The following is a 19,519-nucleotide window of genomic DNA, read 5'->3' as shown; positions in this document are numbered from 1 at the left end:
ATTCATCAAGATCATTATTAACTCAACGTAGCGATTAGTTCTTACACGTCACCCGAATAAACGGACTGCAACATAAAGATTCTCTTTAAAAATAATTATTCATCTTGAATTAACAATTAGCCGATACATTAGTTAGTTTTGCCCATAACCTATAAGTAGAAAGGAGATCTTCTTGCCGAAACTGTCGGCCATCTTAACTCTCACATCAAGTTTAATACTTGGCATTGGAGGAGTTTGGATTGCATACAACGTCGATATGCTTCCCGTTAGCGCGAGCATGAATGCTCCTGTTTACGATGAACTCTATCGAGTCCTATTCATTATTGGCTCCATACTTTTTATAGGTATGACTGCTTTAGTAATTTATAGTCTTTTTCAATTCCGTCGTAGGCCTGGCGAAACTGGTGATGGTATTAACTTAGAAGGTAATATTTCTCTTGAAATATTCTGGACAGCAGTCCCTGCAATTGTTGTTTTGTTTGTAGGGCTATATAGCTACGATATATATGATCGAATGGGTGGAATGCAACCTTTAATGCATGATCACAGTGGACAAATGGATAATCAGGCCGAGAGAGTTTGGGGGGGTATAGGTTCCGGGCCTATTGAGGCTTCCTCTAAAAAAAATTCATCCTCATTACCAATTGAGTTAACTGCAATGCAATTTGCTTTTATCTTTCATTATCCAAAAGGAGATATTATTTCTGGCGAACTTCATGTTCCGGTTGGAAGGGAAGTTAGTTTAAAAATGGAATCTAAAGATGTAATACATGCTTTTTGGGTACCTCAATTCAGACTTAAACAAGATGTCATCCCAGGGCAACCAACGATTTTAAATTTTACTCCTACAAAAGCAGGTAATTTCCCAATTGTTTGCGCAGAATTGTGTGGCCCTTACCATGGTGGAATGAGATCAAACGTAATAGTTGATGAACAAGAAGACTTCGATATTTGGCTAAAAGAAAACTCTAAAGAATCAATATAAATCTATGACTATTTCACTCAAGCCAAGTAACACTCCTCCAGAAAAGCTTCAACCAACTGGATGGCTCAAATATCTCAGTTTTAGTCTCGATCACAAAGTCATAGGTCTTCAATATTTAGTTTGTGGTTTCTTGTTTTATTTAATTGGAGGATCTTTAGCTGGGGCAATAAGGGTAGAGCTCATCAGTCCCCTTTCAGATTTCATGCCCCGAGAAGTTTACAACCAAGTATTAACGCTCCATGGCACAATCATGATTTTCCTATGGATCGTGCCTGTGGTAAATGGTGCCTTTGGCAATTATTTAATACCTTTTTATGTTGGCGCTAGGGATATGGCCTTCCCAAGGCTGAATGCAGTTGCTTTTTGGCTAATACCTCCCTCCGGTTTAATGCTCATAACAAGCTATTTCATAAACGGAGCCGCACAATCTGGGTGGACAGCTTATCCGCCTTTAAGCATTACGACTCCCGCCGCCGGTCAAATTATTTGGATATTGAGTGTTTTGCTTTTGGGTGGAAGCTCAATCTTTGGTGGTATTAATTTCATCGCCACCATCCTCAAACTAAGGAGACCCGGTCTGAAATTGATGCAATTACCTATGTATTGCTGGGCAATGCTTGGTACAAGTATTCTTGTTGTTCTATCAACACCTGTTCTCGCTGGTACTTTAATACTTTTGAGCTTTGACATAGTTGCTCATACCGGTTTCTTCAACCCAAGTCTTGGTGGAAATGTAATTGTTTATCAACATCTTTTTTGGTTTTACTCGCATCCTGCTGTTTACATCATGGTTTTACCTGCCTTTGGCTTGGTCAGTGAAATACTTCCAATTCACAGTAGAAAACCACTTTTTGGCTATACAACAATGGTCTTCTCCATTATGGGAATAGTTGTATTGGGGCTAGTTGTTTGGGCCCATCATATGTTTACAAGTGGTACTCCTCCATGGATGCGCTTATTTTTTACAATCGCTACTGCGTTCATAGCTGTTCCCACCGGTATTAAATTTTTTAATTGGGTTGCAACCTTATGGGGGGGGAAAATATCACTCAACGCTGCCATGCTATTTTCCTGCGGATTTATTATTAACTTTGTTTTAGGTGGGATTACTGGAGTAGCCCTAGCTCAAGTCCCTTTTGATGTTCATGTACACGACACCTATTTTGTTGTTGCCCATTTTCATTACATAGTCTATGGAGGTTCTGTCTTTGTTATCTTCTCCTCGATTTATCACTGGTTCCCAAAATTTACGGGGAAAATGCTCAATGAAAATCTTGGAAGATTCCATTTCATAATTACTTTTATAGGATTTAATCTTTGTTTTGCACCTCAACACTGGTTAGGTTTAAATGGAATGCCTCGACGAGTTGCTGAATACGATCCACAATTTCAATTAATCAATCAGATTAGTAGCGTAGGTGCATTATTAATGGCTTTAAGTACTTTACCTTTTCTTTGGAATATTCTTCAAAGCATCCTCTATGGGGATGACGCTGGTGACAATCCATGGAATGCGCTCACTCCTGAGTGGTTAACAAGTTCACCTCCTCCTGTTGAGAATTGGGAGGGAGAGGCCCCACTCGTTCTTGAACCATATGGTTATGGAGAAAAAAATACAACTAAAATTCAGGAGAAAATGAAATGACATCAATAGTTCCAAAGGAGCAATCCTCAGAAAACAAGAAAGACCTCTCAACTGAAGAACATGAAGATTTTCGCTTGTTTGGCTTAATAGCCTTTTTAATCGCAGACGGGATGACCTTCGCAGGTTTTTTTGCGGCATATCTAACTTTCAAAGCAGTCAATCCCATTGGTCCTGATGCTATTTACGAATTAGAACTACCATTACCAACTTTAAATACTGTCTTGCTTTTAGTAAGTAGCTTTACTTTTCATCGGGCTGGAAAATTCCTAGAAAAGAATGAATCCAAACAATGTCAAAAATGGCTTCTCATAACAGGCTTGTTGGGAATGGCATTTTTAATCAGCCAAATGTTTGAGTACTTTACTTTGCCTTTTGGATTAACTGACAATCTTTTTGCCAGTACTTTTTACGCATTAACTGGCTTTCATGGGCTTCACGTAACACTTGGATCAATCATGATAATGATTATTTGGTGGCAAACACGTGTTCCTTTTGGTCGAGTGAATAGTGAAAACAAGTTCCCATTTGAAGCAGTAGAGCTCTATTGGCACTTTGTAGACGGGATTTGGGTCGTTTTATTCATCATCCTTTACCTGCTTTGAGAGGTAAATATTGATACTAAGCAAGAAACTTTCAATTAAATTGTTGCCACAATTCCACTTATTAGTCAGAATTAAATTAATTAAAACAGTCTGAAATGCTTGTTGGAAAAGAACTCCTAGACAAAGCAAGATCTTTGAGCAACCGTCCAGAAGACGAAATAGCTAAAGGATGTGGTTACGTAGGACCAAGCGGGAGAGTCTTACGGAAAAGTTTTTACCGTGCTCTAGTTGAAGCTAAAGGTTATAAACTTCGCTCAAATGGTCCAGGGAGAGCAGGAAATAGATCCTCAAGAGGCAGGCAAGCGGAATTTCGTACTAAAGTTCATGGCAATGGCAATCTTCTTATAGGACATGCCTATACAAAAAAATTAGGTCTTGAGCCTGGGCAAGAATTTCGTATTGATGTACGAAAAGAGTCTGGTGCGATTAGTTTATTACCACTCAAGAAATAATAAATCTCTCAAAGAAATTATATAAACAGATATAAAGCTAATCATTCCAACCTTGCTCGCTAAGCCACTGAGAGTTAATTACTGGGCTTTGCTTGGAAATAGAATTATTATGATTTACTTTTAGAAGTTTTTCTGCGTACTTAGCCATTAAGTCAACTTCCAAATTCACCTTTTCGCCAATTTTCAAAAATTGTAAGCATGTATTTGACCACGTGTGAGGTATTACGGCTACTGAAAATTCACACCCATCAACGTATATCTCTGCAATAGTAAGACTGATACCATTTAGGCTAATACTCGCCTTATTACACATATATCTGCAGAAATTTAAATCATCCCAAGATACTCTCAAATTCCAAGAATGTTTCAAATTTTCTATTGAAACAACTTCACCCAACCCGTCTATGTGTCCACTAACAATATGTCCACCTAATCGGTCAGAAAAACGTAACGCTGGCTCAAGATTCACATAACCATTTATCTGAGCTTTTTCTGCAAGATTTGTTCTCTTGAGAGTCTCTTCACTTATGTTTGCAGTAAAAGAATCATTCATTAATTCAGAAACTGTTAGACAAACTCCATCCACAGAAATACTATCTCCAAGTTGTAGAGGAGAAAAAGGTCTACATCCATCAACAACTACCCCAAAATTATTTTTCTTGATAGTGCCAATAGCCTGAATTAAACCAGTAAACATTATTGGTCCTACAACTTTTAGAATGCTAGTTATGGTATTAAGAAATGTCTTTGAAAAGTTTTTTGAATTGCAAATTTAGTTTGGTCATGAATTATTCCAATTTATAGCCAAGTCTTTTTTTCTCTCAAAACTCAGCCTTGGCAATGACCAACATTTATTCCAAACACTTTCTCCTGGAAGAAAGGTAGCTTGATACTTCAGAGGAACATTTATATTTTTTCTCCTTAAATCTGATAAGTTTGTTGGTGGCAAAAAGCCTTTACTTATGACACGACTCAAATAAGTAGCGCCCCATAACGAATCAAACCAATTAGTAGGGAAAGACGAAGGAGGAAGAGAAGGAGAAGCAAGTACAGTCCAATTCAGTGGACTGCCCTCCTGAGGTAAAAGAACCGACAAGCGAGGATCTTCAATAAGACTATCAACACATCTAGATAATGGTAAAACTGCTGCATTAGCTCTACCTGAAACAACCCAATTTAAAGCATTCCTATCATCAAATGTCTTGGCTTGACTCTTGAATTTTGAGAAATTATTAACTATATTTAGTCTTTGTGCTATAGAAATAAGAAGATAAGGACTATTAGGAAAAACTATTTGATTAGTAAGTGAACTCGAAAAAATAACTTCCCATGAATTCTTATTTTTTAGAGCCAGAGAATCTTCATTTCTAAAAATTATCACCCAAGGACTAACAGCTAATGGTAAAAGCTTTTTTTCATAATCCTCGCCTAAGCCATCGAGAAAAGAACTAGTCTGCTTGCTGAAATTATTTCTAATATTATCCGCTTTGATTTCTTGAAGTGAATTAATAGGCAAGTCAGAAATCCAACCGTCATCTAAGACTATTAAATCTGTTTTTTCTAGAAGAGAAGAGTGATAGGGAAATTTTTTCAACTCGATATCTTTAATAGGGAGAAATTCCCAACCTGTAGATAAACTATTAACAAATTCACTTGGGAAGCTATTAGGAACTCCTCTCAAAGTTAATTTTTTTTGAGCAGTTGAACAACCAGATAATAAAAACAAAGAAGAAATTAATCCATATTTGATGAACTCTCTCCTTCCAAATGTATCAGTATTCATATTATTTATATCCCTTGACAAGTTTTTGCATTATTTGACTTAAATAGATTACCAACCTCAATATCACACCTTTTAATCATTTCTTTCTGAGTCAATCCCTTAATTTGAGCAAGTAACGATAATGCTCCAGCCCCAACACCCTCTTTGACATAGCCAATCTCATAATCGCGAAGAACTTTTTGGCTACTGTCATTAAATCTATAACCACTAGCAAGACCTAGGATATTTACTTTAAAATGGTTAGCGACAAGATTCATTAAATGAATAAAAGAATTTCTATTTTCATCAGAAGAAAGTGATTCATCAACTAACCATGATGTGGTTCCTATTATAATTTTACCAACAAATTCAGAGCGTGATTTAGGCTCAATTTCATTTAACGTCAACGCCAATACTGCCAACATTTGACAACCTCCTCCTAATAAAATCTCTTGATTTGATTCTTTAGCTCCCATTAAAAGACCAACTGCAATTGGCTGAAATGGATCACCAACAGCAGCCATTAGCTCAACAGAAGATGGATTCTTATTTAATTTCGCTGCCTTAAGTCCTTTTTCAACTAATTTTATTTTTAATTCTGAAGGTGGATTTCTATGACTTCCGCTTATAAGACCTTTAACATTTATTCCTAAACCAGAGAGAACAGCAAATGCTGTTGATGTACCTCCTGGGACACACTCCGTGAGCAAAAGAGATTTTTTTAATTTCTTACCTATCTTAAAACCACCTTCTAATAAAAGTTCAACCCTGGTTCTCTCCATTGCATTCCCTGAACTCAAGCATCTAGCGGGGCCTATCTCTGGTGACTCTAGAGAAAGGTGACTAAAAGGGGGCGTTTGTAGCAGGCCTGCAGATATGATTGTTGGCTTAATTTTTAAGTATCTTGAAGCAACGTAACTGATCAATGCTGGCGAGACACCTGCAGGCAAAGGAGGCAAAGGCCATCTTTTTGGTAAACTAGGTCCTCTTAACAAAAGTTCAGCATCTGCGACAGCTGTATAACGTCTAGAAATAGCAGTTGCGCCAGCAGCAGAAATCCCCTCAATCTCTGCTGTTTGAGATCCAGCAAGAATTAAAAAGAAAGCCATATTCGTAATATTTTCTTGCCATCTCTGAACTCTTTCATCAACATTTTGCTCTTGGTGGCCTTCTCCAAAAGCCAAGACTCCTGACGACAACAAAATATAGGTGTCTACTACCATTTTTAATTAGTTAGATTCTAGAGATAATAAATTTTCTAGCAAAGCGGGTGGTTCAGGTATTGATGACTTTAGCCTAGGGAAAATCCAATACGCCAAAGCATGTAAACAAAGAACGTAAACGATTTCTTGAGTAATAATTAAACATAGTGCAACTATTTGAACTTGTCTCATATCCGGAGTAAAAGAAAGATTGAAAATGTCTATTCCTTTTTCAAGCAATGATGCTCCAGCACGAGTAAGGATAACCCATAAATTCTCACCAACCAACACAGATAACGCGAAGACCCTAACTAGAAAACCCATCGTTCCAATTGAGACTCCAACACTCCAACTTAACCACCAATTCCAACCCCTTTGCCAACTATATCCTAGCCATAAGGAAAGAAATCCATAGGGGAAAAGAACTAAAGGTCCTCTAAGCGGACCCATCAGAGAAGTTAATAACATTACGCATATTGTTACTCCCTCAATACCAGTTTTAACACCTCTCCTAATCTGAAGAAGAGCTAATGGCAATGGTAAAGCAAGACGAAAAACAGCTCCGCCAATAGGCAAATAATAAAGAGCTATCCAAATCAAAGCTGTTGCAGCAGCAAGATAAGAGGCCTCAACGATTTTCAAGGCTTTTCTCTTACTAAGAGGAGCTTTATACAGAGATCGGCCTTTAAAAAAGTTTTTGTTATCTAACGTCAAAATTATTTTCTTTTCAGAGATGTATTATTTGAGAAATTCTTCTCATCAAAACGTTCGATCTTTTCCACCTCAAATTGAACACCTGCTTTTCTCAGGGCTTCAGTAACAGTCTCAGCAGGTGCAGAGGGGTTTGCACCTGATAATCTTAAAATAATTCTGTATGGCTGTGGATTAAAAATTGTCTTCTTTAATGATGTGGTTGGTTTTTGACTAACTCTATCTTTATTAGATATCGAATTATCTTTGGTAATTTTAGCAAAATCATTTTGATTTTCTTTCTTATCATCTTTTATTCTTAATTTAATTTTTGTTTTTTCATTAAGTTTTTGTGGCTTATTATTAGCTTTTACTATGGTTGTTGAATTTTCAGTAGTATCAAAACTATTTTCCAACTTTTCGCCAATTAGAGTATTTGAGCATGATTGAAGTGGAAAAAGGGTAACTATTAGAAATGATCTAATAAATATTTTCTCAACTAATCTTGAAATATTCAAAATTCTATTTTGTTTTAATTACCCTTACTTTACTGGCTCTTAGACGTCCTGTCTTAGTAATAGAAGGGGCTTTTCGATCACTACTTTTTTTTGATGATGATGAATTTAAATCTTTCTTTGTTGACTTTGTTGCCTTTTGTGTAGAACTCTTTTTCTTAGATGTTGTCTTTTTACTTGATTTCTTAGCTGCTAATAATTCAATAGCTTCCTCAATAGTGATATCTTCTGCGCTTTTGCCCTCTGGTAGAGAAGCATTTACTTTGCCCTGTTTAACATACAAGCCATAAGGGCCATTAAATAATTGGATAGTTTCTTTTTCTCCCTCTGGTATACCAAGTTCCTTCAAAGCAGTTCTTCCGCCTCTCCCTCGTTTGGGGATAGATAAAAGCTCAAGAGCTCTTTCTAGAGTAACTTGCAAAACGTCATCTTCGCCCTTAATTGAACGATAATCTTTCTCACCCCCATCTTTACTCCAAACTACATAGGGTCCAAATCTACCCAAGCTTGATTGAACTCTACCTCCCTCGGGATGTTGTCCAAGTAGACGTGGTAGTTGAATTAATCCAAGGGCCTCCTCGAAGGTCAAATTTTCTGGTTTTAAATTTTTTGGTAATGAAGTCCTTTTGGGATTCGGAGCTTTTTTTAATGATTTATCATCTAGATATTGCAGTGCTGTTTCAACATCTATATCGTCCTCTTGTATATTCTCTGGCAACAAAACCTGAACCTTTGATGAATCCTGCTTCAGATAGAGTCCATATTGACTACTTTTAAACAAGCGAAGATTTCCAAGTTTTTTCTTACCTTTTGGAATTCCAAGGTCTTTCAATTCGACTACTAAACCCCTTTGAACAAAATGACCATATCTACCATTCAATAGATATAAGTTCTGTCCACTGTCAGGATCAACTCCAAGGGATTCAGGACCCTCAGCTTTTTGTTTTAAAATCATCTCTGCGATATCCTCGTCCAAGTCTGCAGGAGTAATTTCCTGTGGAAGAGTAGCTGTTATGGGCTTACCATTTTCACCAAGTTGCTTTGATTCCAGATATGTTCCAAATTTCCCCAACCTAACAAGAGATGAAAGTCCTTCTAGGGAAACAGATCGAAATTCACCTCCATCTATATCTCCTTCTCTTTGTTGAACTTGATTCTCTAGGCCAGTATCACCTTTATAAAAACCCTTAAGGTATGGGAGCCAGCTCACTTTCCCTGTTGATATTTCATCAAGTGTAGATTCCATGCGAGCTGTAAAACTGGTATCTACAAGGTCAGGAAAATGCTCTTCTAGAAGTGCAGTAACAGCAAATGCTGTAAAGCTTGGAGTCAAAGAATTGTTGTTTAGAACTGAATATCCTCGATCTACAATTGTTCCAATAATGCTTGCATATGTTGACGGACGGCCTATACCTTCTTTCTCAAGTGTTTTAACTAATGACGCTTCGCTATATCTGGCAGGAGGCTGAGTCTGATGCCCCAACGCCTCTACATTAATAGCTATTGGAGAATCACCTACCACTAATTCAGGTAAGAGTACTTCTTGTCCTTCAAGTGCACTATCAGGATCATCCGTACCTTCAACATAAGCTCTAAAGAAACCAGGGAAGTCTATTCGTTTACCACTAGCCCGAAAAGATACATCAGATGCTTGTAATTCCACTCCAAGCATTGTCAACCTTGCATCGGCCATTTGACTAGCAACTGTTCGTTTCCAAATAAGCTCATATAAAGAAAGGTCCCTCCCTTGCAAGTTGGACTCTTTGGGTGTTTTAAAGCTCTCACCAGAGGGACGAATTGCTTCATGGGCTTCTTGAGCATTTCTCGTCTTATTGGAAAATTGGCGAGGCTTTTTACTCAAATATTCAGCCCCATATTTTGATTCAACACAATTTCGTGAGGCATTAATAGCCTGATCGGAAAGATGTACAGAATCTGTTCTCATATATGTAATAAAACCTCTTTCATATAAACCCTGAGCACATCTCATGGTCTCCCTAGCTGATAGACGAAGTTTTCTATTAGCTTCTTGTTGTAATGTGCTTGTTGTAAAAGGAGGAACTGGTTTACGAATCGACGGTTTTTCCTCGACATTAATAACTTTCCATGTATCAGTAGTTAATTTTTTAGCAAGTTTCTTAGATTCATCTTCCTTGAGTAATTTGACATTGCGGCCAGATTTCAATAATCCAGTTGACTCATCAAAATCACTACCACTCGCAATTCTTTGCCCCCCAATCGAGGTCATTTTTACCTCAAATTGACTACCTTCTTTTTCTAATTTTGCTTTTAAGTCCCAATAACTTCCACTTTTGAAAGATCTCCTTGCTCTCTCTCTCAGAACAAGCAATCTTACAGCAACTGACTGGACTCTTCCAGCAGATAATCCCCAAGAAACTTTTTTCCATAAAAGTGGAGACAACGTATAACCAACCAATCTGTCCAAGATCCTCCTTGTCTCTTGGGCATGAACTAATTCCATATCAATTTCTCTTGTTTTCGATAGCGCTTTGGAGATAGCTTCTTTAGTTATCTCATGAAAGACCATCCTCTTCACAGGGATTTTGGGATCAAGTACATTCATTAAATGCCAACTTATGCTTTCCCCTTCTCTATCTTCATCAGTCGCAAGCAATAACTCACTAGCACCTTTTAAAGATTGTTTTAATTCCTTGACAATTTTTTTCTTGTCTTTAGGTACTACATACAAAGGATCAAAATCAGCAGTTGTATTAACTCCAATCGTTGCCCACTTTTCTCCTTTATGTTTCGCAGGTATCTCAGAAGCATTGTTAGGCAAGTCTCTTATATGCCCCATTGAAGCAAGAACTTGAAAATCCTTAGGCAAAAAACCTTTTATGGTCTTTGCCTTTGTGGGACTTTCAACAATTACCAGAGTATGGTCAGTGGGCATCAGCTCAATTTTCCTCCTTCTTATCTAACGTACAGAAGAGTAAAATGCATAGTCCAAAATGATAAAAAAGGCATATTTCATAACTTCGCTAGAGTTATAAAATCAGACACTGCTTAAAAACAATACATAAATGGGAGAACTTTTGTCTTTTCAAATATTCATAAATGAGCCTGTAGAGCTTTTAAATCTCTCTTTAAATGCCAAAGCTGTGCTTCCAGAGGCTGCAGTCTTAATAGCAATGTTGGGGACTCTCTTGGTTGATTTGGCTGGGGAAAAGATTTCAGCCCGCTGGTCCCCCCCGATTTGTTATGCAGGTCTTGGTACTGCTTTGCTTTTGCTAACAATGCAATGGAATGGAGAAATTCAAGAATCTTTCTTGGGTGCATTTATCGCAGACAATCTTGCTATTGCTTTCAGAGGGGTTATAGCTCTATCAACTCTTATTTCTCTGCTAATCAGTTGGAGATATGCAGAACAGAATGGAAGTCCTATTGGTGAATTTGCAGCAATATTATTAGCTGCCACTCTTGGAGCAATGCTTCTATGTGGCTCAACTGATTTAGTAAGTGTTTTTGTTTCACTAGAAACACTTTCCGTTGCTAGCTATCTCCTTTCTGGATATCTCAAAAGGGACGCAAGAAGTTCAGAAGCAGCTTTGAAATATTTGTTAGTTGGTTCGGCTGCAGCCGCTGTATTTCTTTATGGAGCATCCCTGCTTTATGGAATAAGTGGATCTACAAATTTAAAAGAGATAGGAATAACACTAATAAGTGCTCCCACACCTTTATCCGCTTTAGCTCTGGTTTTTGTATTATCTACAGTAGCTTTCAAAATTGCAGCAGTTCCATTCCATCAATGGACGCCTGATGTGTACGAAGGTTCTCCTACACCAGTGGTGGCTTTTTTATCAGTAGGGTCTAAAGCAGCAGGATTTGCACTTGCTATAAGGATTCTAGTCGGATGTTTTAGCGCTTTTGACACACAATGGAAATTGCTATTTACTGTTTTAGCTGTTCTAAGTATGTCGCTAGGAAATGTTGTAGCGCTAGCGCAAAAATCAATGAAAAGGATGCTGGCTTATAGCTCAATTGGCCAAGCCGGCTTCGTGATGATTGGATTGGTTTGCGGAACTGAAGATGGTTTTGCCGCGATGGTCTTATATATGGCAGCTTATTTATTTATGAATCTTGGTGCATTTGCATGCATAATTCTTTTCTCAATCAGAACTGGAAGTGATCAAATCTCAGATTATGCAGGTCTATACCAAAAAGATCCATTGATTACCTTGGGATTAAGTTTATGCCTTCTTTCATTGGGAGGGATCCCCCCAATGTTGGGATTCTTTGGGAAAATTTATTTATTTTTTGCTGGATGGGCAGACGGGCAATATTTACTAGTCAGTGTTGGGCTGGTTACTTCTGTTATTTCAATTTACTATTACATATCAGTTATAAAAATGATGGTCGTAACTGAACCGAAAGAAGCTTCAGAAGTTGTAAAAGCCTATCCATCCATAGAATGGTCAATTACAGGGATGTCATCTCTCAAAGTGGCTTTGGTTTTTTGTGTGCTCGTAACTGCTATTGGTGGGATAATTTCAAACCCTCTATTTAACTTTGCGGATAGTGCGGTAAACGGAACACCATTACTTAGAGAAGCTATTACTGTTGCAAGTAAAAGTTCGATTGGCTAACCAATTAAAATCATTGAAAAAATCTGTAGCGCGACTAACGAATGTAAATAAATTTTATGGAGAAGGTTCAGTCAAAGTGAAAGCGCTTGACGAACTAAACCTTGAGGTTTTCCAAGGCGAGTACCTTGCCGTTATGGGGGCTAGCGGATCTGGTAAAAGTACTGCAATGAATATACTTGGATGCCTTGATCGTCCTACTAATGGGACTTATGAATTAAATGGAACTGCAGTAGAAAAACTTGATGATGACTTGTTAGCAGATATTAGAAATAAAGAACTTGGTTTTGTTTTTCAGCAATTTCATCTACTTCAAGAAGTTTCAGCACTTGAGAACGTCATGCTTCCAATGATTTATGCATGCGTCCCCTCTTTAGAAAGGGAGAAACGCGCTAAAGAGGCTCTTGATCGAGTAGGACTTGGGAACAGGATGAACAATCTACCTAATCAATTATCTGGAGGACAACAACAACGAGTTGCCATAGCAAGAGCAATAATCAATCAACCATCTCTGCTATTAGCAGACGAACCGACTGGTGCGCTTGATTCCAAAACTACTGAAGACGTTTTAAATCTTTTTGACCAACTTCATAATCAAGGAATCACAATTGTCTTAGTTACTCATGAAGACAATGTTGCTCAAAGAGCAAAAACAATCGCAAGATTTAAAGATGGCAAAGTAATAGAGATTAGTCATAATTAATTTAGGTAATCGTGTTTATATAGATAAGACTTTCTCATTATCATCTTTAAAAAGAATTAACCTTCCAGATGAATCTAATCCTTTAATATCCCATTTATATCCTGTTTCTTTATCAATGTATTTTTTTGACCATAATCTTTGTTCAACCTGACTAGAGAGAAAGTTTTTATTATATAAAAAATCTAGAGATCTTTCTATTGCAAGCAAAACTTCTGATGACCAAAAATTCAAATTTATCTTTTTATTTCCAATAATTTGTTTTAATGAAACTCCCTCTTCAGGAACATTATTGAAAACATTTAAACCTACTCCGACTCTTAATAATCTAAGTTTTCCTCCTCTAAAAGATAATCTAGGTAAGATCCCAGCTAATTTTTGGCCATCAACCAATAGATCATTTGGCCATTTTATTTTGACATTAACTCCTATCCGTTCAATTCTTTCAACCAACGCTAATGCCACCGCTAACCCGTAAAGCTGAGAATTATTTTCACATATATCTTCTATCCTAATAGCGGCACTAACCCAAACCCCCCCTTTTGGTGCATACCAAACTCGACCAGCTTGACCTTGACCAAATCTTTGGCAAGAAGAAAATATAGCTATTGGTTGGTTTTGCTTTACTGGTTTCTTTGCAATCCAATTTGATAGCTCTATTTCTGTACTAGCACAAATCGGTTTAAGAATTAATCTCCAAGATCTTGAAGTGGGATGATTTAATTTGTGATATCTATAAATCAACCCAACCCCTCTATCAAATTTTTGATTATTCATATTTCAAAAGTAGTGTGGTCTTAAAAAAATCAAGAATTATCCATTGACTTTTTCATCTCCTCTAATTCAACCTCAACTTCTTTGATTTCTACTGTCTTTATTTCATTCACATCTAAATCAGAAGGAGGCAAAGCTATTGACTCGACACCTGATTTTAATTGAGTCCTCAATGTCTCTAATTCATTCTCTATATCGTCACCTCCTTCTAATGCTGCAAACTTACTTTCTAAAGCTTCTCCAGCCAACTCTAATGATGCTTGCCCAGAAGCTTCCAATGCCTCAACTTTATCTTCCATTCTTTCAAAAGCAGCCATAGCAGACTTACTACCTAAATCACCAACTGCGCTTTGAATTTGTTGCTGAGCTTTAGCTGCCTGAGCTCTTGCTTTGAGCATATCTTTTTTAGTTCGAGCCTCAGCAATCTTTCTCTCTAATAACAAAAGGCTTTTCTTTAATTTTTCAACTTGGCCATTTTGTGTTTGGAATTGAGTCGTTAAAGATTCAAAAGTTTCTTGAAAAGTTTTTTTTCTACTCAATGCTTCTCTAGCCAGATCATCCTCCCCTTTTTTCAAGGCTAATTCAGCTCTGGAAAACCAATTTTTTATTTGATCTTTTGCTTGATTTGCTTGATTTTCTAGTCTTTTTTGACTTGCAATAGCCATAGCAACCGCTTGACGAAGCTTTACCAAGTCCTCTTGCATATCAGAAACAGACTGATCAAGTATTTTTATTGGATCTTCTGCATCACTAACAAAAGCATTTAGATTTGCCCTTAGCAAGCGACTTAACCTATCTAATAATCCCATTAAGCTCTTTTATGCAATCTTAAAAAATATTAGCTAGATTTAAGCACTAACTCATCAATAGTGTCTAATTAAAATTGATTTTAGAAGACTTAAAACATACAGCAAAAGCAAAAAGAGAGCAGTCAATTTATACATGCTTGGAAGAAATCAGGTCTTCATGGAAAGGAAATGTGGGAGGTCTTATTCAAGATTGGGAAGAAATAGCTGGGAAGCAACTCGCATTGAATTGCACACCACTTAACATTCAAAATAAAGTCCTTACTATCGGAGCAAGCCATCCGCAATGGCGACAGGCTCTCCAATACAACCGTTTGGAGTTGATTGAATCTTTAAAATCATATGGATATCAGATAAAAGAGATAAGGATTAGACAACATTATCCAATTGATTTAGTGACTAGAGAAAGTGAAAAAGAAATATGGGAAAGGCATCCAAGTAGAACTGATAAGAGTGGCATGACCAATTGTCCTTTTTGCAAAGTTCCTTCTCCTAATGGAGAAGTTAAATTATGGGGTAAATGTAGTTTTTGTAGAAGAAAAGAATTAAGAATAGATTGAACGATTTAACTTTAGGCTTCAAGTAATAAAATCCCCATTTGTCCCTTTGCTAGTGTTTGATATTTTGCTTTTTTAAAGCCAGCAGAAAGTGCCAAATGAATTTGTTTTTCACCTGAAGGAAAGTTAAGTAAGCTTTTTTTTATATATGAATATTCTTTTCCCAATCCGAGAAGAGATGCAATTGGAACAACATAAAAACTTAGATAAATTTTTTGAAATAGCCCTTGAATGGAAGGTCCCTCAAAAGATCTAAAATCTAAAATCCCAGCTCTTCCTCCTGGTTTCAAGATTCTTAAAGCCTCTCTAAGCCCTGCATAAGGGCTTGAAAGATTCCTTAAGCCATAGGCCATTAAAAGTCCATCGAATTGATGTGATGTTAGATTTGTCTCCAGAGCATCACAATTTATCCATTCAATTGAAGAATAGTTTTGCTGAGATCTTTCTCTCGCAACTAATAATGCTTGAGAAGCTGAATCTATCCCGATAATATTTTCAGAACTTTTCATATATCTAGCTAAAAGTATTGACATATCTCCAGTTCCACAACAAACGTCTACCCATTTTTCTCCTGAAATTGGATTAAGAATATCCAACAATCGTCTTTTCCAAAATCTATGCAATCCGAAGCTGAATATATCATTTAAAAAGTCATATTTTGAAGAAATTGAATTAAACATTTCCTCTATAGCTTTAGTATTACCAGGCCTCATATAAATCTAAAAATCTTTACTCGCCCAAAAAGCTTAATGTGTAGAGATTTATTTTACATCTTTAAGTGCAAATATTAATCATTAAATTGGTCTGATAGGTAAATTTTCCTTAATTAGATATTCTTTTATTTCGCTTATAGTTAATTGTCCATCATGCAAAAGGGATGCCAAGAGAGCAGCTGAAGATTTCCCAAGAGTAAAAGCCTCTTTAATATGTCTCAAGCAACCAGCTCCTCCTGAGGCTATTACAGGAATTGGAACCTTTTCAGAAATAGATTTAGTCAGTTCTATGTCATACCCATTTTGAGTTCCATCACCGTCCATGGAAGTTAATAGGATTTCTCCTGCTCCCAACTCAAATACTTTTTCTGCCCATTCAATCGCATCCAAACCGGTATTATTACGTCCACCACTCACATAAACGTCCCACTTATTAGGAATATTTGTGTTCTTTTTTGCATCTATTGCGACCACAATACATTGAGATCCAAAACGATTAGCACCTTGAGAAATCAACGAAGGGTCTTTAACAGCACTGGAATTTAAACTTACTTTGTCAGCTCCTGCTCGTAACAATTCATTTATTCCATTAATAGAACTTACCCCACCTCCAACAGTGAAAGGAATGGTTACCGACTCGGATGTTCGTCTAACCATATCAACCAAAGTTGATCTTTTCTCGTGAGTTGCCGTTATGTCTAGAAAGACCAATTCATCAGCTCCAGCCTTGCTGTATCTACATCCCAGCTCAACTGGATCACCTGCATCACGCAATCCAACAAAGTTAACTCCCTTTACTACTCGTCCATTTGAAACATCAAGACAAGGGATCAATCTTAAAGCAACCATGATTTTTAAACAGGGGAACTGTTATGGTTGCCCAAACTTAAGCATTTTGATGCCATGGCTAAGCCAACCTCCCTTGCAAGGATAGGTTCAAAAATTAAGATCAATATCGAACGTGTAAGAGATCGCATACCTTCTTATTTGATCAACCAACTATCTGAGGATCCAAGAGGCACTGTAATCGATTACAAGATGACTGATGGTATTGGTGGCATTGGTGTGGTACTTAAAATGAATGATGGAAGCAAACATTGGTTCTTCGAAGATGAAGTTTCTTAACCCTGAGATTACAAAGTGAGCGATGCTAGACAACTCCTTGGAATAAAAGGAGGTTCTGAAACAACAAACATTTGGAAGCTTCGTTTGCAATTAATGAAGCCCATCACATGGATTCCTTTGTTATGGGGAGTCATATGTGGAGCAGCTGCCAGTGGTAATTATCACTGGGAATTAAGCAACATTATTGCTTCGATAAGTTGCATGTTTATGAGCGGGCCACTCTTAACTGGATATACCCAAACAATAAATGATTACTTTGATAGAGAAATTGATGCAATAAATGAACCTAATAGACCAATACCTTCAGGAGCAATTTCACTTTTCCAAGTAAAATTTCAAATTTGGGTTTTATTAATTGCCGGTCTTGGAGTTGCCTATTTATTAGATTTGTGGGCACATCACACAATTCCTTCCGTCTTTCTTTTGGCATTGGGAGGTTCATTTGTAAGTTTTATTTACTCAGCACCACCTTTAAAACTTAAACAAAATGGTTGGCTTGGGAATTATGCACTTGGTGCAAGCTATATAGCTCTTCCCTGGTGGGCTGGACAGGCTCTATTTGGACATTTAACCTGGACAACTGCTCTGCTTACTCTTGCGTATAGCTTTTCAGGCTTAGGAATTGCTGTGATCAATGATTTTAAAAGCGTGGAAGGGGATAAAAGCCTTGGTCTTGAATCACTTCCTGTTGTTTTTGGTATTAAAAATGCAAGTCGTATCAGTGCAGGCATGATAGATATCTTTCAGCTCGCAATGGTAGTAGTTTTAATAGCGATAGGACAACATTTTGCATCTGTCATTCTAGTTTTGCTAATAGTCCCTCAAATCACATTTCAAGACATATGGCTATTACGTGATCCATTAAAATTTGATGTTAAATACCAAGCGAGTGCACAACCATTTCTAATTTTAGGAATGCTTGTAACTGCTATAGCTATAGGACATAGCTCATTAATTAGTTTATAAAATTAATTCTTAATTCTTAAAATAGAATCATAACTATTCAAAAAGGATTAACACCCTATATAATTTACTTTTTTAATTTATTTAAAACAGCAATATAAAAACCATCTCCATTACCTTCTTCACTAGGCCATATCTGTTTCTCATATTCTAATAAAAATTCAGTTTTTAATTTAAGAAAGTTTTTTATCTGATTAGTATTTTCATCAGGGTGAATTGTACACGTGGAATAGACCAGTGTGCCTCCTTTTTTCAATAAAGGGGCTAACGAATTGAGTAGCTGACTTTGAAGTAAAACAAGCTGCTGGATATGATCCTTATTCATCCTCCATCTTGCATCAGGGTGGCGAGCAAGAGTACCCAATCCTGAGCATGGTGCATCTATTAATATTCGATCAAAAAAATTTTTCCATTCTGGATGTTTAACTAATAATTCATTGGAATCTGCGACCATTAGTTGCAAACAGTTAGTCCCTAACCTCTCTGAATTAGTGAAGATTTTTTTCGATCTTCTGGATGATCGATCAACCGACCAAATTTTGCCCTCATTATTCATTAATTCAGCAATATGTGTTGATTTACCACCTGGTGCAGCACAAGCATCAAGGATTTTTTCTCCAGGCAAAGGACCTAATGATGGGGCAATTAGCTGTGAAGATCTATCTTGAACACTCCATTTACCTTCTTCATAACCAGGCCATTTCCTAGGTTCACCTACACCAGCTCGTACTTCCAATCCGTAAGGACAATTTGGAATTACTTGATGTTGAATACCACAGGAATCAAAAAGTTCTTTTACATCTTTTAAATCTGCACGCAATTTATTCACTCTTATGTCAATAGGACTAACACTGTTGAATGCTTTAGCAATCTGCTCGGCCTGTTCGACTCCCTTCCAAGCAATCAATTCCTCTGCTAACCAAATGGGAAGAGACTCGTTTTTTGCCAATTCCAAACTCGGATTATTTGATTTAGGCAGCAAAAGACCTTTCTCTTTGCTTCTAAGAGCAGATCGCAAGATCCCATTAACAACAGGGGCAAGCTTTTTTAAATGATGGGTTTTCGCAAGCTCAACAGTTGTGTTGATAGCAGCAGCAGGAGGAATCCGCTTCATTTTCAAAATTTGATAAAGCCCAAGATGCAATAACCATCTCAATAAAGGAGGTTGTTTGCGCGCCGACACTTTCCCTAAAGAATCAATCCAACAATCTAAGAAATATCTTTGACGAATTGCTCCATAAGAAAGTTCAGTTATCAGTGCTTTATCTAAGGATTTAAAAGAATAGAGATTAAAGATCCTTTCCAAAGCCACATCTGCAAATGCTCCTCCACCCACTGCTTGGATAACCTCCCAAGCAGCTTTTCTGGCATCTAAGCCTTTTATGGATGACAGGTTTTTACTCAAAAGCAATCATTTAAAAAAT

Annotated in this window: 20 protein-coding genes; 9 read left to right on the top strand and 11 right to left on the bottom strand. The window is 37.1% G+C overall.

The window, feature by feature from the left end; genetic code table 11:
* Positions 1–172 precede the first annotated feature (172 nt).
* The 4 genes from O5639_RS10090 (at position 173) to O5639_RS10075 (ending at position 3,684) form a co-directional block, all read left to right on the top strand.
* On the top strand, positions 173–985 hold the full coding sequence (locus O5639_RS10090; RefSeq protein ID WP_269624372.1) for a cytochrome c oxidase subunit II: 813 nt from the start codon (positions 173–175) through the stop codon (positions 983–985).
* A gap of 4 nt (positions 986–989) precedes the next feature.
* The gene (gene ctaD / locus O5639_RS10085; RefSeq protein ID WP_269624371.1) at positions 990–2,630 is read left to right on the top strand and encodes a cytochrome c oxidase subunit I; all 1,641 of its coding nucleotides are present in this window, start codon (positions 990–992) and stop codon (positions 2,628–2,630) included.
* Positions 2,627–3,232, top strand: coding sequence for a cytochrome c oxidase subunit 3 (locus O5639_RS10080; protein WP_269624370.1), 606 nt, complete (start codon positions 2,627–2,629; stop codon positions 3,230–3,232). The genes ctaD and O5639_RS10080 overlap by 4 nt, the downstream gene beginning before the upstream one ends.
* A 95-nt stretch (positions 3,233–3,327) precedes the next feature.
* On the top strand, positions 3,328–3,684 hold the full coding sequence (locus tag O5639_RS10075) for an AbrB family transcriptional regulator (RefSeq protein ID WP_158466122.1): 357 nt from the start codon (positions 3,328–3,330) through the stop codon (positions 3,682–3,684).
* Positions 3,685–3,721: 37 nt separating this feature from the next.
* Here the strand turns inward: O5639_RS10075 and O5639_RS10070 are convergent, their stop codons facing one another.
* From O5639_RS10070 to topA, 6 genes are all read right to left on the bottom strand, one after another.
* Positions 3,722–4,381, bottom strand: coding sequence for a riboflavin synthase (locus tag O5639_RS10070; RefSeq protein ID WP_269624369.1), 660 nt, complete (start codon positions 4,379–4,381; stop codon positions 3,722–3,724).
* Positions 4,382–4,465: 84 nt separating this feature from the next.
* Complete coding sequence (locus O5639_RS10065) at positions 4,466–5,467, bottom strand: hypothetical protein (RefSeq protein ID WP_269624368.1); 1,002 nt, start codon at positions 5,465–5,467, stop codon at positions 4,466–4,468.
* A gap of 5 nt (positions 5,468–5,472) precedes the next feature.
* A complete protein-coding gene (locus O5639_RS10060) occupies positions 5,473–6,669 on the bottom strand; it encodes a nicotinate-nucleotide--dimethylbenzimidazole phosphoribosyltransferase (protein WP_269624367.1) in 1,197 nt (398 codons plus the stop codon).
* A gap of 6 nt (positions 6,670–6,675) precedes the next feature.
* Entirely contained in the window at positions 6,676–7,362 is a 687-nt protein-coding gene (locus O5639_RS10055) for a DUF2232 domain-containing protein (protein WP_269624366.1), read from the bottom strand.
* A gap of 2 nt (positions 7,363–7,364) precedes the next feature.
* A complete protein-coding gene (locus O5639_RS10050) occupies positions 7,365–7,856 on the bottom strand; it encodes a hypothetical protein (RefSeq protein WP_269624365.1) in 492 nt (163 codons plus the stop codon).
* Positions 7,857–7,860: 4 nt separating this feature from the next.
* A complete protein-coding gene (gene topA / locus O5639_RS10045; protein WP_269624364.1) occupies positions 7,861–10,767 on the bottom strand; it encodes a type I DNA topoisomerase in 2,907 nt (968 codons plus the stop codon).
* A gap of 130 nt (positions 10,768–10,897) precedes the next feature.
* Between topA and O5639_RS10040 the strand changes: the two genes are divergently transcribed.
* Positions 10,898–12,460, top strand: a complete 1,563-nt coding sequence (locus O5639_RS10040; RefSeq protein ID WP_269624363.1) for an NAD(P)H-quinone oxidoreductase subunit N — start codon at positions 10,898–10,900, stop codon at positions 12,458–12,460.
* A complete protein-coding gene (locus O5639_RS10035) occupies positions 12,453–13,160 on the top strand; it encodes an ABC transporter ATP-binding protein (RefSeq protein ID WP_269624362.1) in 708 nt (235 codons plus the stop codon). The genes O5639_RS10040 and O5639_RS10035 overlap by 8 nt, the downstream gene beginning before the upstream one ends.
* Before the next feature lie 15 nt (positions 13,161–13,175).
* On the opposite strand, the gene O5639_RS10030 is transcribed toward O5639_RS10035, so the two are convergent.
* Positions 13,176–13,934, bottom strand: a complete 759-nt coding sequence (locus O5639_RS10030) for a biotin--[acetyl-CoA-carboxylase] ligase (protein WP_269624361.1) — start codon at positions 13,932–13,934, stop codon at positions 13,176–13,178.
* 29 nt (positions 13,935–13,963) lie between these two features.
* Entirely contained in the window at positions 13,964–14,740 is a 777-nt protein-coding gene (locus tag O5639_RS10025) for a PspA/IM30 family protein (protein ID WP_269624360.1), read from the bottom strand.
* Positions 14,741–14,814: 74 nt separating this feature from the next.
* Here O5639_RS10025 and O5639_RS10020 point away from each other — a divergent pair, with 74 nt between their 5' ends.
* A complete protein-coding gene (locus O5639_RS10020; protein WP_269624359.1) occupies positions 14,815–15,297 on the top strand; it encodes a DUF721 domain-containing protein in 483 nt (160 codons plus the stop codon).
* Between the two features lie 11 nt (positions 15,298–15,308).
* Here O5639_RS10020 and ubiE read toward each other — a convergent pair whose 3' ends face one another.
* Positions 15,309–16,007, bottom strand: a complete 699-nt coding sequence (gene ubiE, locus O5639_RS10015) for a bifunctional demethylmenaquinone methyltransferase/2-methoxy-6-polyprenyl-1,4-benzoquinol methylase UbiE (RefSeq protein ID WP_269624358.1) — start codon at positions 16,005–16,007, stop codon at positions 15,309–15,311.
* Positions 16,008–16,088: 81 nt separating this feature from the next.
* Positions 16,089–16,856 carry an imidazole glycerol phosphate synthase subunit HisF gene (gene hisF, locus O5639_RS10010; RefSeq protein WP_269624357.1) on the bottom strand — a complete coding sequence of 256 codons (768 nt, stop codon included), beginning with the start codon at positions 16,854–16,856 and terminating at the stop codon, positions 16,089–16,091.
* A 54-nt stretch (positions 16,857–16,910) separates the two neighbouring features.
* On the opposite strand from hisF, the gene O5639_RS10005 reads away from it, so the two are divergent.
* Both O5639_RS10005 and chlG read left to right on the top strand, forming a co-directional pair.
* Positions 16,911–17,132, top strand: coding sequence for a DUF2862 domain-containing protein (locus O5639_RS10005; RefSeq protein ID WP_269624356.1), 222 nt, complete (start codon positions 16,911–16,913; stop codon positions 17,130–17,132).
* Positions 17,133–17,147: 15 nt separating this feature from the next.
* The gene (gene chlG, locus O5639_RS10000) at positions 17,148–18,098 is read left to right on the top strand and encodes a chlorophyll synthase ChlG (RefSeq protein WP_269624355.1); all 951 of its coding nucleotides are present in this window, start codon (positions 17,148–17,150) and stop codon (positions 18,096–18,098) included.
* Between the two features lie 64 nt (positions 18,099–18,162).
* On the opposite strand, the gene O5639_RS09995 is transcribed toward chlG, so the two are convergent.
* The gene (locus O5639_RS09995) at positions 18,163–19,506 is read right to left on the bottom strand and encodes a 16S rRNA (cytosine(967)-C(5))-methyltransferase (protein ID WP_269624354.1); all 1,344 of its coding nucleotides are present in this window, start codon (positions 19,504–19,506) and stop codon (positions 18,163–18,165) included.
* Positions 19,507–19,519: the final 13 nt, after the last annotated feature.

Source organism: Prochlorococcus marinus str. MIT 1214, from assembly GCF_027359355.1.
Classification (GTDB): Bacteria; Cyanobacteriota; Cyanobacteriia; order PCC-6307; family Cyanobiaceae; genus Prochlorococcus_B; species Prochlorococcus_B marinus_F.
Note: the sequence above shows the minus strand (reverse complement) of the source record. Positions and strands in the feature narration are given on the sequence as shown.

Coding starts and splice junctions, on each gene's coding strand:
- ubiE (WP_269624358.1), bottom strand. CDS start 16,007: ATGAGGCCTGGTAATACTAAAGCTATAGAGGAAATGTTTAATTCAATT.
- O5639_RS10040 (WP_269624363.1), top strand. CDS start 10,898: ATGGGAGAACTTTTGTCTTTTCAAATATTCATAAATGAGCCTGTAGAG.
- O5639_RS10060 (WP_269624367.1), bottom strand. CDS start 6,669: ATGGTAGTAGACACCTATATTTTGTTGTCGTCAGGAGTCTTGGCTTTT.
- O5639_RS10025 (WP_269624360.1), bottom strand. CDS start 14,740: ATGGGATTATTAGATAGGTTAAGTCGCTTGCTAAGGGCAAATCTAAAT.
- ctaD (WP_269624371.1), top strand. CDS start 990: ATGACTATTTCACTCAAGCCAAGTAACACTCCTCCAGAAAAGCTTCAA.
- topA (WP_269624364.1), bottom strand. CDS start 10,767: ATGCCCACTGACCATACTCTGGTAATTGTTGAAAGTCCCACAAAGGCA.
- O5639_RS10005 (WP_269624356.1), top strand. CDS start 16,911: ATGGCTAAGCCAACCTCCCTTGCAAGGATAGGTTCAAAAATTAAGATC.
- O5639_RS10075 (WP_158466122.1), top strand. CDS start 3,328: ATGCTTGTTGGAAAAGAACTCCTAGACAAAGCAAGATCTTTGAGCAAC.
- O5639_RS10065 (WP_269624368.1), bottom strand. CDS start 5,467: ATGAATACTGATACATTTGGAAGGAGAGAGTTCATCAAATATGGATTA.
- O5639_RS10070 (WP_269624369.1), bottom strand. CDS start 4,381: ATGTTTACTGGTTTAATTCAGGCTATTGGCACTATCAAGAAAAATAAT.
- O5639_RS10030 (WP_269624361.1), bottom strand. CDS start 13,934: ATGAATAATCAAAAATTTGATAGAGGGGTTGGGTTGATTTATAGATAT.
- hisF (WP_269624357.1), bottom strand. CDS start 16,856: ATGGTTGCTTTAAGATTGATCCCTTGTCTTGATGTTTCAAATGGACGA.
- O5639_RS10080 (WP_269624370.1), top strand. CDS start 2,627: ATGACATCAATAGTTCCAAAGGAGCAATCCTCAGAAAACAAGAAAGAC.